Here is a 16,316-nt window from a genome sequence, read left to right on the forward strand (position 1 = left end):
TCGCGGCTGCCGCGACACTATCAACAACGACAGCAACCCAAGGGAGGAAGAAATGTCGTCCAATCCGTTCAAGCCAACGAGAAGGCAAGTCCTTGCAGGAACCACGGCGCTCGCCGCCGCGGGCCTGGCCGGCCTTCGCCCGAGCTTTTCCGCCAGCGTCGACTGGAAGCGCTTTGCCGGCACCACGCTCGACGTCAATCTGGTGAAAAGCCCGCGCAGCGACACCATCCTGAAATACATCGCCGAATTCGAGGAACTGACCGGCATCAAGGTCAATGCCGAGGCGACGCCGGAACAGCAGCAGCGGCAGAAGACGGTGATCGAGCTCAGCTCCGGCAGACCGAGCTTCGATGTCGTGCATTTGAGCTATCACGTGCAGAAGCGCCAGTTCGAAAAGGGTGGCTGGCTGGCCGACATCGCCGGCTATCTCGCCGATCCGACGCTGACCGATCCCGGCCTGGTCGAAAGCGATTTCGCCGAGGCCGGCATGCTTTTCGCCGAGGACAACCAGGGCGTGCTGCGTTCGCTGCCCTTCTCGGTGGACTACTGGATCGTCTACTGGAACAAGGAGCTGTTCGAGGCCAAGGGCCTCAAATACCCTGAATCGTTCGACCAGCTGGTGGCCGCCGCCGAAGCGCTGACCGATCCATCGACCAACACGTTCGGTTTCGTCGCCCGCGGTCTGAAGAATGCCAACACGCCGGTGTGGACGTCGCTGATGCTCGGCTACGACATGACGCCGCTCGACGACAAGGGAAAGCTGCGCACCGAAACGCCCGAGGCGATCGAGGCCGCTGCCCTCTACCAGAGGCTGATGACCAAGTCCGCCCCTCCGGGTGTCACCGGCTTCAATTGGGCTGAAGCGCAGTCCGCCTTCCTGCAGGGCAAGATCGGCATGTGGTTCGATGGCGTCGGTTTTGCCCCGCCGATGGAAAATCCCGAAAAGTCGCGCGTGGTCGGCAAGGTCGGCTATGGCGTCATGCCCAAGGGGCCCAAGGCGCATGCCTCCGGGACGTTTGGCGACGGCCTCGGGGTGACCGCCTCCAGCGAAAAGAAGGAAGCCGCCTATCTGTTCTGTCAGTGGGCGGTTTCCCCGGCGATGGGCGCGCGCCTGCTCCAGGCCGGCGCCGGCGTGCCTTTCCGCAAGTCGGTGCTGGAAGACCCAAAGGTGCGCGAAGGCGTCACCATGCCGGCAAGCTGGCTCGATGCAGTGGTTCAGTCCGGCAATATCAGCAGGCTGGCGCTGCCGGTGATTATCCCGGTCACCGAGTTCCGCGACATCTACGGCGTGGCGTTGACCAACATGATTGCCGGTGCCGATCCTGCCGAAGAGCTGAAGAAGGCCACCGCACAGTTCCAGCCGGTTCTCGACAGGAGCGAGCAGGGCTGATGTCCGCCATTGCCCCAGAACGCACCGGGGTGACGGCAGATCGCACCGGGGTGACGACTGAACAGGCCATCGAAGGGAGCCAGACGATCCGGCTGGCTCCCAACTACTGGCCCTTCGTCGTTCCGGCGCTCGTCGTCGTTAGCGCCGTGATCGTCTTTCCCTGGGCGTTCACGCTCTGGATGAGCGTCAACCGCTGGACGCTCGGCCAGTCGCGGAGCTTTGCCGGGATGGAAAACTATCTCCGTCTGGCCAGCGACTCGCGATTCTGGGAATCGCTTGTTCATACACTGACCTACACCTCGCTGTCGGTGGCAGCGCCGATGTTGTTGGGCACTGTCGCCGCCCTGATCTTCGACGCCAGGTTTCCGCTGCGCGGCCTGCTGCGCGGCGTCTTCGTCATGCCGATGATGGCAACGCCGGTTGCCGTGGCGCTGGTCTGGACCATGATGTTCCATCCCCAACTCGGCGTGCTCAACTACCTTCTGTCGCTGGTCGGCATCCCGGCGCAGGAATGGATATTCAACGCCAACACGGTCATCCCTTCGCTGGTCGCGGTCGAGACCTGGCAGTGGACGCCGCTGGTGATGCTGATCGTGCTGGGCGGGCTGGCCTCGGTGCCGCGCGAGCCGTTCGAGAGCGCCGAGATCGACGGCGCCAATGCCTGGCAGCAATTCCGCTACCTCACTTTGCCGATGATCGCGCCGTTCCTGATGATTGCGCTGATCATTCGCACCATCGATGCGCTGAAGAGCTTCGACATCATCTATGCGATGACCCAGGGCGGGCCGGGCACGGCGTCCGAAACCATCAACATCTATCTCTACAACACCGCCTTCTCTTATTACGACATCGGCTATGGCTCGGCCATGGCCGTGGTGTTCTTCATCGTCATCGTGGCGCTGTCCTTCATTCTCCTGATGCTGCGCCAGCGCTCGCAGTGGAACGACGCGGAGGGCAAATAGATGAGCTCACGTCTGCTCAACCAGATCGGCCTGTTTTTCGCGGCTCTGGTCATCGTCTCGCCGGCGATTCTTTTCTTTCTCTGGATGATCTCGCTTTCGCTGAAATTCGAGATCGACAACGGCGCCTATCCGCCGATCCTGACCCCCGAACGTTTCGCCTGGTCGAACTATGTAAAAGTGTTCGAGGAGAACAATTTCCTGCTCTATCTCTGGAATTCGGTTCTGGTGACCGGCACGGCGACACTGCTGGCGCTGCTGATCGGCGTACCGGCCGGCTATGGTATTGCGCGGCTCAAGGCCGAAAAATCGGCGGTCGTCATCATGATCGCCCGCATGACGCCCGGGCTGTCCTATCTCATCCCGCTGTTTCTGCTGTTCCAATGGATCGGGATCCTCGGCACGCTCTGGCCGCAGATCATCATCCATCTGGTGGTGACGGTGCCGATCGTGGTCTGGGTGATGATCGGCTATTTCGAGACCACGCCGATGGAACTGGAAGAGGCGGCCAACATCGACGGGGCCAGCTCCTGGCAGGTGTTCCGGCTGGTCGCCCTGCCCATCGCCAAGCCGGGCATCGTCGTCGCCTTCATCCTGTCCGTCATCTTTTCGTGGAACAATTTCGTCTTCGGCGTGGTGCTCGCCAGCCGCGAGACGCGGACGCTGCCGGTCGCCGTCTACAACATGCTTTCCTATGAGCAGGTGAGCTGGGGGCCGCTCGCCGCCGCCGCACTGGTGGTGACGCTGCCGGTGCTGGTGCTGACCATGTTCGCGCAAAAGCAGATCGTCGCGGGACTGACCGCCGGCGCGGTCAAGGGCGGCTGAAGACGCACTCCAGCTCGACATCAATTTTTCTCCCGGAGAAATCCAATGGCATCGGTAACCATCAACAACGTGCAGAAGGCTTTCGGAGCCACCAAGATTATTCACGACGTCAGTGTCGATATCGCCGACGGCGAATTCGTCATCCTGGTCGGCCCGTCGGGATGCGGAAAGTCGACGCTGCTGCGCATGATCGCCGGACTTGAAACGATCTCGGGCGGGAAGATCACCATTGGCGAACGCATGGTCAACAATCTGCGGGCGCGGGACCGCAACATCGCCATGGTGTTCCAGAATTACGCGCTCTATCCGCATATGACCGTGGCCGACAACATGGGCTTTGCGCTCAAGATCAAGAAAGCCGATCCTGCCGATACCGCTGGCCGCGTCAGGAATGCCGCCAGCATCCTTGGCCTGGAAAAGCTGCTAGAGCGCTATCCGCGTCAGCTCTCAGGCGGCCAGCGCCAGCGCGTCGCCATGGGCCGCGCCATCGTGCGCGACCCGCAGGTCTTCCTGTTCGACGAGCCGCTCTCCAATCTCGACGCCAAGCTGCGCGTCCAGATGCGCGGCGAGATCAAGGCGCTGCACCAGCGGCTCGGCACCACCACGATCTACGTCACGCATGACCAGATCGAAGCCATGACGATGGCCGACAAGATCGTCGTGCTGCATGACGGCCTGGTCGAGCAGATCGGCGCGCCGCTCGACCTCTACGACCAGCCGGCCAATCTCTTCGTTGCCGGCTTTATCGGCTCGCCTGCCATGAATTTTATTGCCGGCCACATCGAGGAAGGCGTGTTCCGCAGCGCCGGCGGGCTGATCCTGCCGCTGCCGGAAGGCGCCCGTCCGACCGACGCTGCAGGACGCGAACTTGTCTACGGCATCCGTCCCGAGCACATCCGCGCAACTGCCCAGGGCATGCCGGGCACGGTCACGCTTCTGGAAGCCACGGGTTCGGAAATCTTCGCCAAGGTCGACTGCGCCGGCGAGGAAATTGCCTGCCTGTTCCGCGAGCGGCTGCCGCTCAAGCAGGGCGTGCCGATACGGATCGAAGCCGATCGCGCCTGCGCCCACCTGTTCGACGCGAAAACCGGTCGGCGTATGTGATGGTGTGGCCTGCGCGGCGGGTTCGATCACGTAAGACGATATTCACGCGAACTATCGGCCGTTCGAGAGCCTTGTGAGAAGCGCGACCAGCTCCGACTGCCGATGCGTCTGCGTCTTCGCGAAGACCGATTTCAGCTGGTTGCGCCCAGTCTCATAGGAAACGCCAAGTTCGTCGGCTGCCGCTTCAACGCCGTGTCCCGAGCAAATCTTTCTCGCCAGCCTCGCTTCGGACGCTGTCAGCCTGAAGCAGGACTGCAGCACCGCTTCAGCAGGAGGAGGTCTCGCGTCAGGATCAATGAGGATGACGATTGCCTGGCACGGCGCCAGCGCGTTGTAGGAGACTTTCGGCAGTCGCAACGGATAGGCAAGGAGCGGCCGCCCTTGCAGTCTGGGCAGTGGCACGGGTGGCATCGATGCGGCCTTGTCCGGCGAACACAGCAGCGCTTTCAGCGATCGGTCGAGAGCATCTGTCGCGGTTCGGTCGAAGGAGACCAAACGCCGGCGCGTAATCTGCAGGCCCCGCCCCAGAAGCCTTTCCGCCGGAGCATTGGACCGGAGGACATTGCCGCTCCTATCCAACATGACGGCAGGCGTTTCGGTGGCGCCAAACGCATCCAGTGCCGCGTCGGCCCTCCCGAAACCGATTGCCCGCGCAACTGCGGCCACAGAGCCCAGCTGTTTCGAAAGGTCCGCCAGCTGTCTCATTTCGTCTGGCGTGAACGGACCCTGTTGGATCGACCGTTGCAGCGACAGCGCCCAGAAGACGTCTCCGGCGGCGATCTTGACGGCCGCGCACCATCGTAGGCCGAATGGCGCGAGGAATTCCTGGTAGTATGGATGCTTGGCGATATCGTCTGACGTCAGGAGGTCGAACTCCGAGGTGACCCCTTTCCGATCGAGGAAGTTGATGAGGCGATACCGCTCGTCCCGGTCAATCCAACCATCGCGGACGTAGGTGTCGAGAGCCGGGGCCATGGTGCGGCTGCAAGGCACGAGTGGCAGTTGCCCTTTTATGTCGAAGAGCAGCGCTCCGGCGCTCCCGGTGGCCTTTTCTGCCACCTCCATCGCGGAATCCCAGCGTGATGGATCGAGGGCTGCCTCGACAAAGGCAACACCGATCGCGTCAAAATCGAAAGCAGCGCCCACCGCCAGCCTCTTGGTAGGCACCTATCTAAACATACTGAATCTTGGATAGCGAGTCGGACCGCCCTCAGGGCCGCCCGCGATCGTGATGCAGCTTGGCGGTGCTTGCCGCCAGGAGAACTAGTGTTTTTTGGGCGATGTTGAAGTGCGATGCCTGAACCGGAACGGCGACCTCATCTGCTTTGGCGACCTTATCGCCGCATCCCGCTGCGTTGCTGACCCCTGCCACTGCTCCTCCGCCGCGGCGATGAACTGCGGAGCCTGCATCCGCCCAATGCACCCAGTCTTCAGCTTGCGTCTGGGGTTTGCCAGGAAATCGGCAACAACTTCCGATCCGCAAGGGTCGGAATCGATCACGTCGTGCCCAATCCCGCGAAGCACGACGACCTGCGCAAAAGGAAGGCTTTTGGCCGCACGATATGCCCAGTGAGTCGGTGTTGCCGGATCATACTCTCCCGACAACAGCAGGGTCGGGATATCCAAGTGGCGGGGATGCTTTTGCGAAACCGTCGTTCCCTGGGGAAACCAAAGCGGACAAACCCAGGTATAGTCGGCCTCTCCGATCCACTTCGTCCAGTATTCGAGGCGTTTTTCAGGCAACTCGGATCTGTTGGTCTCAGAGCAAGTGACCGAAAAATCCATGCCTTGCGAAATCTCGATATCGTCTTCTTCAAAGACCATATCCGCAAGCGGTCTAAAATCGTTTTTGTATGTCCTCTCGATTAACGTCGGCATATTTTCGATAGCGTAGCGATCATATAACGACCCGAATATAATCTCGAGAAAATCTGCGCCAGAGACATATCTGTACTGCGCGGGCGCGTTTTCTTTGTCTGCGCTCCGCAAAAGCACCGGTTGTTTGTCCAATTGCTTTACGATCGCTCGCACCGCGTCTCCCAGTCCGCGCATGCAATTTTCGATTTTTGGCAATCTCGTTCCAGCAGGCGCAAAGAACGATCCAGATTTCGCCCATCTTCCTTGAGGTGGTCGATATCAAGAGGAAGAACGGAATCCAGGATACTCGCCGAGACGCCCTCTGGATGCTCGTTCATCACTTCCAACGCAACTCTTGTGCCGTAAGAGACGCCGTAGAGTACCCACTTCTTTATGCCAAGAGCCTTGCGAACGTCGTTGACGTCTGCTGCATTTTCGGTGGTGTTGTAAGCGAAGAGGTCAATGCCCTTTGCTATCAGCGCGCTTCGGCACGCGACCACCTCATCTCTCATGAGCTTGTCAAAGCTGATCTCAGCATCGACGCTTAGCGAAATGGAGTTCCAATGATCGGCCTTGAAGTATCGCGAACAGCTGAGCCTGGGAATTGACTTGCCTATCCCTCGTTGGTCGACCACGACCACTCGGCGCCCGATCATCCAATTTTGATCACTTATGAACTGCCACCATGCCTCGATGTCTTCCCTGTCGCCAATATCGGTGGGCTGGCCAGGCCCGCCCGTGAGAAACACAATGGGCTCATGCCGCTCGCGGTCAGGTTCGAAGACCACCACCGATAGAGTGATTTCGGTCCCAGAAGCTTTCTTGCGGTTTTCAGGGACATTGAGAGTCCCGCACGTCATACCACGGTCGCGCGGAACCTCGAACCAGCAATTCGTTTTCTTGAACTCTCCGGCATGGATATCCCCGCTCCACGCGCAAAAGAGAAGTACAGCTGACGCGAGCTTAAGGAGTACTCGATCCAGATTGATGAACATACGTCGAAAAGAGGCGCGCATGTTGCCCTCCAGCATGAAGCAAGGCCTGAGGCATTCGCTCGCCGCCCACTGAGCTTTGACATCAGCGCGGTCGTAGGAATGATCGTAGTTTCCCCCTGCCCCACCAATTGCCAAGTGCGATTTTGCTCGCAGCAAGCTACCCCTCATCGATAATAGAGTGGTTCCATGGGCCGCGCATGACCCATTTGGGTATGGGATCATGGCGACAGTGGCGTCAGGGCAGTTGTCACCGCTGCCGTACCCCTGAGCCTGTGGAGCGCGCCGACTTACTCCTTCGGCGGCGGCAGCAATCCAGGGCTATCGAGATGAGATCGCCATCGCGTTCGGGTTGGCGCATGCCGACGAGATCGTCGGCATGCACGCGATTGCGAATCCCACAATGCGCTTTGCCTGGAACGCTATCGCGACGGGCATAAGAAGAAGAATGCCGCAGCGATGGAACGACCAACAATTATCGTGATCACAACCGTTTCACGTTAACCGTTAGGAAACGACGGGCTTGTTAAATGAGTTTCCCCAAGGGGCATAAATATGGCACTTCACCTTTCGGCGGATGCGGTTCCTCTCGCTGCGGCCCCACAGAAGTATCTTTTTGGTCCGGTCGCTGACTTTCTCATGCTTGGCGGGAGCGCGTTCCTCATCCTGCCGGTCTTGTTTTTTGTCCCTCTTAAATACGAAGGTTTCGTGGGCGCAACGATGTTGTTGCTGGCTCATCTGATAAACCATCCGCACTTTGCCCACTCGTATCAACTTTTCTATCGCAATTTCGGGCGGAAGGTGCGCGGAGACGGATATGACAAGAACCTTCAGGTCCGTTACATTTTCGCGGGCATTGTCGTCCCGCTGATCATGGGCGGTTTTTTTGCTTACGGTTCAATAGCGGGGAATGCGCGCCTGCTGGGGTATGCTGGCAATGCGATGGCCTTTTTTGTGGGCTGGCACTATGTCAAGCAAGGCTACGGCATGCTGATGGTGGACGCCGTATTGAAGCGCAGGTTCTTCAACGAGCAAGACAAGAAAGTGCTGCTGTTCAACGGCTATGCCGTATGGCTGTTCGCTTGGCTTCAGACAAACGCGGTGATCACCGAAAGGCAATTCTGGGGCTTGGACTACTACACATTTGCCGCCCCCTCATGGGTCACCAATATTGCCGTATTTGCCGCCGCTGCTTCCACGGCAGCCACGGTCGTGATGCTGATCAATCGCTGGCGCAAGCATGGTGGCACGCTACCGTACAACGGCGTCGTCGCTTACGTCGTGTCTCTATACGCCTGGATTCTATTTGTGAGGATAAACCCGCTCTGGTTGCTTGTGGTGCCGGCGCTCCATTCGTTGCAGTACCTGGCGGTGGTCTGGCGTTATCAGACCAATGTAGAGCTCGACCGTTCAGATGCTGTTATAGAACCCGAATTCAAGGTCCTGTCCATTATTGGCCCGATGTATAGGTTGCGAGTGCTGGGCTTTATCATCATTGGCAGTATTCTTGGGATTCTCGGTTTCTGGCTGGTCCCGATCGCGTTGTCTGCTTTGATTCCGTATAATAAAGAGGTGCTCGGCTCGTCGCTGTTCCTCTTCATAGCGTGGATATTCATCAACGTGCACCACTACTTCCTGGATAACGTTATGTGGCGACGAGGCAATCCAGAGGTATCAAAATATCTGTTCCGCTAGTCACTTGCCGCGGCAATCTTATGATGGCCACAGATAGCCGGCCGGACCGCTCGCCACATCGGGCGTAAGCATCCGAATTGCACTGCTCGGGCCTATTGCAACGTCCGCGAAAGCGTCTCTCCGATGCCGCAGGCGCTGGTGGTGCCGTTGCTGATCGGTGGCAGCGGCCTCGTCCTAATTCAGTGCTGCTTCTGGTTTTCGCTCTTGCCACGGCTATGGTCGTGAAAAATCCGCTCATGCTGCCCGCGGTGGCTTCGCCATAGCCCGACAGAATCACGCCGCCCGCCAAACCGCCACCCGCTCTAACCCGATACACCCGAGTTATAACGCCGCGTCCGCCACCGGTTTTGCCCCGGTTACGGCGATGGCTCGCTAAGTAATTGAAAAGCGTGGTGATCCCGACAGGAATCGAACCTGTGACCTACAGATTAGGAAACTTCCTACAATCCTTGTAGCGCAAGGCTTTGCCTGGTCCATGTCGCGTTCATGTCGCAGTCACTGCAGCAGAGCCGCCTCGGCGCTAGCCAGTTCCGCGGCGTCATCGGCGCGCGGGAACAAGTGACCGTAGGTGTCCATGGTGAGCGTGATCGAGCTATGCCCGAGACGCTCCTGGACCATCTTCGCCGGCAACCCCAAGCCGCCGTCCTCCCGCCGGTTGATCAGCCATGAAGCATAGAAATGCCTTAGCGCGTGCAGGCCGGTGTACTTGGCTCGCATGATCTGGAGGCCTTCGCTATCCTTCTCGCCAGCGTCGATCGCCACGCCAGCCGCGACTTGGGCCGGCAGGAAGCCGCGCTGCATGATGTTGGACAGGGATTCGACCTTCCCCTGACCGTTCGGAAACACGAGCTGCTCGGGTCGCATCTCCTCGACCAGCCAAGCGTCGTCGGCTTCCTTCTCTCCAGTCCGCGGCCTGGGGCAAGCTAGGCGCCATTCCCGCAATGTGTTCGCCACGATCGGCGGCATTGGGACGGTTCGCTCTCCGGCCTCAGACTTCGGCCGGCCGATATCGTTAAAGCGATCGGCGCGCTGGCGCACGTGAATTTCCCTGCGATCGAGATCCACGTCGACCCACCGCAAGCCGCGCAGCTCTGAGGCGCGCAGACCTGTGAATATGGCCGTCAGCAGGACAGCCCGCCAGCGGCCGATAAGTGCGCCGACAAGCGCCTTGATCTCCTCGCGCGTAGGAATATCGACGCCGACCTTCAGCTTGCCTTTGTGGCGCCTCTCCTGCCGCCGATCTTTGCCCTTCTGGCGGGCGCGGCTCTTCTCACGGACCGCGTTGCGGATCACCAGGCCGCGCTCCTGGGAATCGGCAAGCAGTGACCCGAGGCTCGTGAGCACCTTGCGCACCATCGATGAGGAAACGCCGTTGGCGCGCAGCTGATCCTCGAAAGCTCTCACCACCGGGACCGTCAGCTTGGAAAGCAGCATCTCGCCGATCGCCGGCTCGATGTGGATCCCGAGGTGCTGGCAGTATTGGACGATCGTCCCGCGCTCCAGCCCGGCGGCGGTCGCGGTCGCGATCCAGAATTTCCCGGCGGCCTTAACGGTTACGCTCTCGCTGTCGGCGACGTGCACACCTTCTCTGACCTCGACCTTGGCCGTTGCGGCGAACTGGTCGGCATCCTTTTTCTTGGTGAATGTCTTCAGCCGGCGGCGCCCTTGGACGTCCGCATAGTTGACGATCCAGGCTGATTTGGCTTCACCCTTCGAGGTCGTCCATGTGCGCTTGCGAATCGACATCTGCTTACGTCCGATGTTGGAGAAAGAAAGCCGGAATTCCTTGATCTTCCGAGTCCTTCAGGGCGCGTTCCCATCGGGCCAGCCCGTGGAGGATCTCGCCCCGCGTGTCCTCGTCGACGTCGGTCGTTCGCCCGGTGGCGATCGCGGTCAGTGTCTCGTGCACATGTCTGATGATCTCGTCGGCCGATTCCTTCGGTGCCGCTTGGCCGAGCATCGTGAGAAGGCCGTGCAGCTGGTCGACTCGCTCCTCGAGGGTCCACGGTTCCGGGAACTCACGCTCCAGAATGCGCACGATCTCGGCATTCATCGATCGGCCCTGCGCGTCTGCATGAGCCTTGATCCGATCCCGTAGTCCTGGGGGAAGACGTAGCGGAAATTGATCCGCGCCGCGACCTGGTCTGCCATTCGTCATTTGGTCATCCGCTTGTCAGTAGTGAAATCACTGTAATTTCAATTCGGTTGACGTGCAACCAAATCACCGTAATTTACATCACCGTGATTTGATTCAGCCATAGGAGCGGCAAATTGGAAGACGAATTGGAATCCTCAGACATCGTCTGGGAGGTCGCAAATATCGCCAAAGTCATCGGACGGGAGCAGCGGACGACCTTCCACCTTCTCACCACTGGGCAATTGCCGGCAAAGAAAATTGGGAGCAGATGGGTCGCATCCCGGCGCAAGCTGCTCGCCGCCGTGCTGGGAGAGCCGAACGTCGCATGACCGCGCCACTCTCGCCCGCCGAGCACGCCGGCGCCGTCGCGTGGCTACGAGAGAACTGGTCGACCGCACCGCGACCATTGGTCCCGACGATCCGTCGGCGGTTCGACGTCGGCCCGATCGAAGCCGTCGCGATCTTGCGCGAGGCGAGCCCGCACCGCCGGGAGGAGGCGACGGCGCGCGCATGAGACCGGAAGCCCACATGGACAAGGTCGAGTACCGCGGCCAGCACTACGTCAGAATCGGCCGTGAGCCGTGGACGCGCAAAGACGGAAGCGAGACGACGTTGTCGGTCTGGCGGTCGAACTGCCCAGCCTGTGGCGCCGAATTCCAATGCACAACCGCGGACGAGGCGATCGGGTTCAAACCTCTGAAGCACTGCCCGCCGCATCGCGGGCGCGGCTGGGCCAACCGGGTCCGGGTGTCCGATCCCGCCGCGGTGCAGGTTGCCCAGGGGCAGCGTCCGTTCCTGCCGATTGAGGCCTATGAAAACGAGAAGGACGCGCGATCGTGACGGCCGCCCTGAAACGAGAAAGCCGCGCCTCGAAGCCAGTCGAGGGCGCGGCGGATCAGGAAGCGGTTACACCCGAAAGATACCCATTGGCCGAGGAGAAAACAAGCAGAACGCCGGCGGCGTGGTTTCGCTTTCACGTCGCATATTGGATCTCAGCGACCCGCCATTTGAAGGCAGCGGAGAAGGGTGTCCTGATTGAGCTGTGGATCCACATGCATGAGCGCATGGAGCCGATTCCGGAAGATCACGCGCGCCTTGCTCGCCTGTGCGGAGCCGACAAGGCGACCGTGAGGCGCGCCATCGACATGTTGGTTACAGACGGACGGCTAACGAGAACGGCCGACGGGAAACTCTGGTCCGACGCGATGCAGGTTGAGTTCGAGCACAGGAAAAATCGCAGCGAGGTGGCGAAGAAAAATATCAAAGGGCGTTGGGGAAAAAACGAACAAAATCAACAGGCCTCCGATACGGACGTATACAAGAGTCATAGAGTAGAAGAGTCTGAGAGTGAGAACGATATGCATCGTTCTCACACATCATCGTCGAGATCTACCTTCGACGGTAACTCGCGCTCTACGTTGAAAGGTGATGCCAGGGGGGACGCTAGTGCTCCGCACGCGTCCCCGACACACCGATATAGCGTCCAGGAAGATGTTGAGCTCGACTCCATTGGACCCTGCACCGTCACTTCCATCACGAGCAGTGGTGGGACCACGTTTATCCAGTTTCGGTGCCACGACGATGGGCTCTATCTGACAGGCCCAATCGGCCCAAACGGCCGCGTCGTAGAGGATCTGATCGCATGGGATCAAGACAGCAACGACATCGAGGGTGACTCCGATGCAGCTTGACCTTTTCGAATGGCAGCCTTCGAAGCCGACCCGGCCACCCGCGACCGTCATCTGTCTGCCGAGCTGGGTGAAGCACGAGGCTTGCGAGACTGCAAAGCGACTTTTCAAGAATCCTGCCGACGATCGAAAACTACAGATCCGCAAGGAGGACGGCCGCTTCTACAAGCGCTTGTTCGATCGTGGCGTTGATGCCGTAACAGCTCACCATGCGGCACTGAAATTCACGAGCAACGTCCGCCGAGAACTTCATCGGCTGCATTTGGCCCACAGACCACAGGATGGTGCTGCATGACGTACCGGGCTGATGCGGTTCTGGCGACATGCGCTCGCCTCCTGGATGAAGATCAGTGCGAACTCCGAGACGCTGAATCTCGCTTCGTTCGCGATATGCAACGCCTCGCCAACTTCGAACAGACGTTCGAGTTGACGCCCAAACAAGCGCTATGGTTGAGGCGCCTTGCTGAGGAATACATCGGCGACGGGGTATGCCCATGATCCTCGGCATCGATCCTGCAGCGATCGAGCGTGCGGCGCTGGAAATCCGGCGGCAGATCATCTGGAAGATCCTGTGGAGCGAGCGCGGGGACGCTGCATGAAAGCCTATCGAATTCGTCGAGGCTCAAAAAGACTCCCTTGCTTCGCAGATAGACCTGAACGACGCCGGCTTGCGTCTCTCTGGCTTGCGGAAACACCGTCGGATCATCGCACGGAAAGCTCGTTTATTTCGGTTAGAAGGCTCTTCGGCCTATGCGCCGTCGATGCGTCATTGGTGATCCGTGAACACGAGCTCTACCAGTACGGCGCGGCGTCTAAGATAGAACACTCCGCGCGCGAGGCCGGCGAATGACCCCGGCCAGGCTCGCTATCCACCTCGTCGACCATGCGCTCGGCGAGCTCGCCGAACGTGCCCAACGGATGCCGCTTGACCGTCTGCAGGCCGAGCTCGACGAAGTAACCAGGTCAGGCCGATCGGCCGCCGGTGATTTGGTCGCCGGCGTCCTCGATGCAGCGCTTCGCCGGCGCCGGTGCGAGGACGATCATTGATGAAAGCCGCCGCCCGGGCCGTGATCGAGCATGAGCTCGAGCTCGCAGAGGCCGATGTCGTCCGGTTGCGCGCGATGCTGGCCAGGATGAGTGAGCCGGATAAGTCTGCCGATGACGTCGACGGGCCGTGGATTTCGCCAAAGCAGGCCGCGGCGATGGTAGACCGCGACACCACCACAATTGTCCGGTGGATCCGCAAGTATGGCATTGGACGCCGGCGAAGCGGCGGTCGATTCGAAGTCTCGAAACAGCGCCTCCTCGAGGTGGCGGCGCGCCATCGGTGAAATCTGCATTTTTGCAGCTTTGCCGGATTTCTGCGGCTTTGGCGTGCAGATTTGTGCAGATTTCATAGTCTTCCCACGGCGCCGCGCCAGGCCGTAGATTCCTCGTCGAAACGAGGATTGCCATGGACGCTCTATCAAAATTCATTTCGATGCTCGCCCGACCGAAGTCGGCGAAAGCCGACCTCGAGGCCGCGCTGCAGCGGCTTGACCTCTCCTCGGCCGAAGATGCCGTCGACGCTCTCGAGGCAAAGCGCCGCGCCATGCTCGCGACCGCAACCGACGCCGAGATCGCTGCGATCGACGCCGAGATCGTCGCCGCGAATAGAAACTGCGATCGCGTCGGCGCACTCCGCGCCGAAACGGAGAAGCGCTTGGCCGCCATCCGCGACGAAGAAATCGAGGCCGAACGGCGGCAACGCTTCGACGATGCAAGGAAGGCGAGCGCGGCGGCCATGACGAAGCTGAAGCGAGATTATCCGGATCTCGCCAGACGGCTTGTCGATCTGATCGATACAGTCGCCGCCGCCGAGATCGCCGTCAATGCGGTAAACGCAGCGCTTCCGATCGGCGAAAAGCCGTTGCTGTCTCCAGAGCGGGCAGTGCGGGCACTTGCGGAAGAGCCACGCAAGCTCGTCGACGAGACCGCGACCGCAAAATGGTTCTATGTCGGCGCATGGGGCGAGGTCGAGGAACGGTACGTCGGCGACGTGAAAACGAAGGACGGCATCACCGGAACGCTCGAGACCGGCGGCGGCAAGCAGCACCAAGTTCAACTGAAAAAGGTCCGCCGCGCCACCTATCGGGACGCTAAGCAGGGCATGACTCCGACGCCACTATCGGCCGCCATCAGACTGCCAGGACTTTTCGCCGGCCAAGCCGACTTCTGGCGTCCCGCGGGCCCGGATGGCGTCGCCTATGAGATGGGCAGCCGGCAGCCGCAGGTGCTCGATGCCGTCGCCGCGGCGCGCCTCGCGCTCGACAGCAAGCCCACCGATACCAGGGGCGAACCGTTCCAGCGTGTCGAGGAGAACGTCATCGACGACGCCGAGGCGGAGGAACTCTTCAGCCTGGCGTATGCGGCGGCGTCCGAGGTGGCATCATGAAAATGGTCTCTACATCCTCATCTCAGTCGGCCGATCAGCTCCGCGATACGGCCCACCACGAGGCCGCCCACGCCGTCATCGCCATTCGCGTGGGCGCGGCCGTCGGCGACGTGACGATCAAGCCGTCGCTCGCCCGAGGCGGCGCCGATGGTTCCTGCCAAGTTTCCAGGATGACGGCCCCCTATGCAACTGCGATCATCGCCGCCGCCGGTGAACATGCTTCGTGTCAACTGGTCGGTTTCGACGAGGCGATGCGCGGCGCCCTAGTTGATCGCTATGATATCGACTCGGCGATCAGCAACTACTTCTACGAACAATTCGGCAGAGCGCCGACCGGCCGCGAAAAGGTCGATGCGAACATCCGTGTCGTCGCCCGTGCCAAGGCATTGGTCGGCGAAAACTGGCCGCTGATCGAACGCGTCGCCGCCGAGTTGTTGGTGCGCGAGACGATCACCGGTGATGACGTCCGCAGGATCATCGAGGAAGGGCCTGCAAGTCGAACACTTTCCGTCGCCACTCGCCGCCTGCCGGATACGCTGCCGCTACAGACCAGGTTGCAGCCGATCGGTACCAGCGCGATCGATGTCGAGGCGCGCACGGTACAGATCGTCTTCACAACTGGCGCTACCGTTCGGCGCCGGAAGTACACGGGATGGGACACCGCCATTCCATTCGACGAGATCCTCGTTGTTAGCCGTGAGGCGATCGACCTCACCCGTCTAAACGCTGGCGCGCCTGTTCTCGACAGCCACGCCGCATGGTCGACCTCATCCCAGGTCGCCGTGGTCGAGCGCGCCTGGATCGCGGGCACGGAAGGACGGGCCAGCGTTCGGTTCCCGAAGGCTGGCATAGATGCCGCCGCGGATCGGATGTTCGCGATGGTTGCCGATCAGATCGTGAAGAACGTGTCGGTTGGCTACAGCGTCGACCAGGTCCGCATCGTCGAGGCCGCCGGAAAAGGGCAGGTCGAGCAGCATATCGCCGAGCACTGGACTCCCTACGAGATCTCATTCGTGACGGTCGGTGCCGATGCTGGCGCACAGGTCCGCTCTGCGGACGGGCTGGCGACGTACCCCGTCCGGTTCGACGGTGCCGGCATCGGCCATGTCGAGGCCGCGCGCTTGCGGATAGAGATGACCATGCGGGCCGCAGGCATACTCGCATGATGATGATATGCGGAGGCCTCTGCTCCCCGTTTACCTCGGGCGGGTTCCGGCAGTTCACCTCGCATCGGC

At 60.6% G+C, this 16,316-nt stretch carries 19 protein-coding genes; 13 read left to right on the top strand and 6 right to left on the bottom strand.

Annotated features, from left to right (window positions below; translation table 11 throughout):
• The first annotated feature begins 52 nt into the window (after positions 1-52).
• The 4 genes from AC0L3D_RS29285 to AC0L3D_RS29300 are packed head-to-tail and all read left to right on the top strand — an operon-like array spanning position 53 to position 4,278.
• Positions 53-1,390: an ABC transporter substrate-binding protein gene (locus AC0L3D_RS29285; protein ID WP_473646622.1), complete on the top strand. Its 1,338-nt coding sequence runs from the start codon at positions 53-55 to the stop codon at positions 1,388-1,390.
• Positions 1,390-2,352 (top strand): carbohydrate ABC transporter permease, encoded by a 963-nt coding sequence (locus AC0L3D_RS29290; RefSeq protein WP_473646624.1) that lies wholly within the window; start codon positions 1,390-1,392, stop codon positions 2,350-2,352. The genes AC0L3D_RS29285 and AC0L3D_RS29290 overlap by 1 nt, the downstream gene beginning before the upstream one ends.
• Positions 2,353-3,174 (top strand): carbohydrate ABC transporter permease, encoded by an 822-nt coding sequence (locus AC0L3D_RS29295; RefSeq protein WP_473646626.1) that lies wholly within the window; start codon positions 2,353-2,355, stop codon positions 3,172-3,174.
• A gap of 45 nt (positions 3,175-3,219) precedes the next feature.
• Positions 3,220-4,278, top strand: coding sequence for an ABC transporter ATP-binding protein (locus AC0L3D_RS29300; RefSeq protein WP_473646627.1), 1,059 nt, complete (start codon positions 3,220-3,222; stop codon positions 4,276-4,278).
• Positions 4,279-4,329: 51 nt separating this feature from the next.
• Here the strand turns inward: AC0L3D_RS29300 and AC0L3D_RS29305 are convergent, their stop codons facing one another.
• The 3 genes from AC0L3D_RS29305 to AC0L3D_RS29315 form a co-directional block, all read right to left on the bottom strand.
• Positions 4,330-5,424 (bottom strand): helix-turn-helix transcriptional regulator, encoded by a 1,095-nt coding sequence (locus AC0L3D_RS29305; protein ID WP_473646629.1) that lies wholly within the window; start codon positions 5,422-5,424, stop codon positions 4,330-4,332.
• Positions 5,425-5,541: 117 nt separating this feature from the next.
• A complete protein-coding gene (locus AC0L3D_RS29310; RefSeq protein ID WP_473646631.1) occupies positions 5,542-6,309 on the bottom strand; it encodes an alpha/beta hydrolase in 768 nt (255 codons plus the stop codon).
• A complete protein-coding gene (locus AC0L3D_RS29315; RefSeq protein WP_473646632.1) occupies positions 6,294-7,286 on the bottom strand; it encodes an alpha/beta fold hydrolase in 993 nt (330 codons plus the stop codon). Before AC0L3D_RS29315 ends, AC0L3D_RS29310 begins: the two co-directional genes overlap by 16 nt.
• A gap of 396 nt (positions 7,287-7,682) precedes the next feature.
• Here AC0L3D_RS29315 and AC0L3D_RS29320 point away from each other — a divergent pair, with 396 nt between their 5' ends.
• Positions 7,683-8,822 (top strand): hypothetical protein, encoded by a 1,140-nt coding sequence (locus tag AC0L3D_RS29320; protein ID WP_473646634.1) that lies wholly within the window; start codon positions 7,683-7,685, stop codon positions 8,820-8,822.
• Positions 8,823-9,317: 495 nt separating this feature from the next.
• Here the strand turns inward: AC0L3D_RS29320 and AC0L3D_RS29325 are convergent, their stop codons facing one another.
• Both AC0L3D_RS29325 and AC0L3D_RS29330 read right to left on the bottom strand, forming a co-directional pair.
• A complete protein-coding gene (locus AC0L3D_RS29325; protein ID WP_473646635.1) occupies positions 9,318-10,568 on the bottom strand; it encodes a tyrosine-type recombinase/integrase in 1,251 nt (416 codons plus the stop codon).
• A 4-nt stretch (positions 10,569-10,572) separates the two neighbouring features.
• Entirely contained in the window at positions 10,573-10,980 is a 408-nt protein-coding gene (locus tag AC0L3D_RS29330) for an Arc family DNA-binding protein (RefSeq protein ID WP_473646636.1), read from the bottom strand.
• 113 nt (positions 10,981-11,093) lie between these two features.
• Between AC0L3D_RS29330 and AC0L3D_RS29335 the strand changes: the two genes are divergently transcribed.
• Genes AC0L3D_RS29335 through AC0L3D_RS29350 form a run of 4 tightly spaced genes read left to right on the top strand, consistent with a single transcriptional unit; the run spans position 11,094 to position 12,650 of the window.
• Positions 11,094-11,288 (top strand): DNA-binding protein, encoded by a 195-nt coding sequence (locus AC0L3D_RS29335; RefSeq protein ID WP_473646638.1) that lies wholly within the window; start codon positions 11,094-11,096, stop codon positions 11,286-11,288.
• A complete protein-coding gene (locus AC0L3D_RS29340; RefSeq protein WP_473646639.1) occupies positions 11,285-11,473 on the top strand; it encodes a hypothetical protein in 189 nt (62 codons plus the stop codon). The genes AC0L3D_RS29335 and AC0L3D_RS29340 overlap by 4 nt, the downstream gene beginning before the upstream one ends.
• 14 nt (positions 11,474-11,487) lie before the next feature.
• A complete protein-coding gene (locus AC0L3D_RS29345; RefSeq protein WP_473646641.1) occupies positions 11,488-11,799 on the top strand; it encodes a hypothetical protein in 312 nt (103 codons plus the stop codon).
• Positions 11,796-12,650 (top strand): DUF1376 domain-containing protein, encoded by an 855-nt coding sequence (locus tag AC0L3D_RS29350; RefSeq protein ID WP_473646642.1) that lies wholly within the window; start codon positions 11,796-11,798, stop codon positions 12,648-12,650. The genes AC0L3D_RS29345 and AC0L3D_RS29350 overlap by 4 nt, the downstream gene beginning before the upstream one ends.
• A gap of 130 nt (positions 12,651-12,780) precedes the next feature.
• On the opposite strand, the gene AC0L3D_RS29355 is transcribed toward AC0L3D_RS29350, so the two are convergent.
• Positions 12,781-12,972, bottom strand: a complete 192-nt coding sequence (locus AC0L3D_RS29355; RefSeq protein ID WP_473646644.1) for a hypothetical protein — start codon at positions 12,970-12,972, stop codon at positions 12,781-12,783.
• A gap of 521 nt (positions 12,973-13,493) precedes the next feature.
• Here AC0L3D_RS29355 and AC0L3D_RS29360 point away from each other — a divergent pair.
• From AC0L3D_RS29360 to AC0L3D_RS29375, 4 genes are all read left to right on the top strand, one after another.
• Complete coding sequence (locus AC0L3D_RS29360; protein WP_473646645.1) at positions 13,494-13,694, top strand: hypothetical protein; 201 nt, start codon at positions 13,494-13,496, stop codon at positions 13,692-13,694.
• Positions 13,694-13,978: a hypothetical protein gene (locus tag AC0L3D_RS29365; protein WP_473646647.1), complete on the top strand. Its 285-nt coding sequence runs from the start codon at positions 13,694-13,696 to the stop codon at positions 13,976-13,978. The genes AC0L3D_RS29360 and AC0L3D_RS29365 overlap by 1 nt, the downstream gene beginning before the upstream one ends.
• 122 nt (positions 13,979-14,100) lie before the next feature.
• Positions 14,101-15,081, top strand: a complete 981-nt coding sequence (locus tag AC0L3D_RS29370; RefSeq protein WP_473646648.1) for a hypothetical protein — start codon at positions 14,101-14,103, stop codon at positions 15,079-15,081.
• On the top strand, positions 15,078-16,247 hold the full coding sequence (locus AC0L3D_RS29375) for a hypothetical protein (RefSeq protein WP_473646650.1): 1,170 nt from the start codon (positions 15,078-15,080) through the stop codon (positions 16,245-16,247). The genes AC0L3D_RS29370 and AC0L3D_RS29375 overlap by 4 nt, the downstream gene beginning before the upstream one ends.
• Positions 16,248-16,316 lie beyond the last annotated feature (69 nt).

The organism is Mesorhizobium sp. WSM4837 (genome assembly GCF_055811435.1).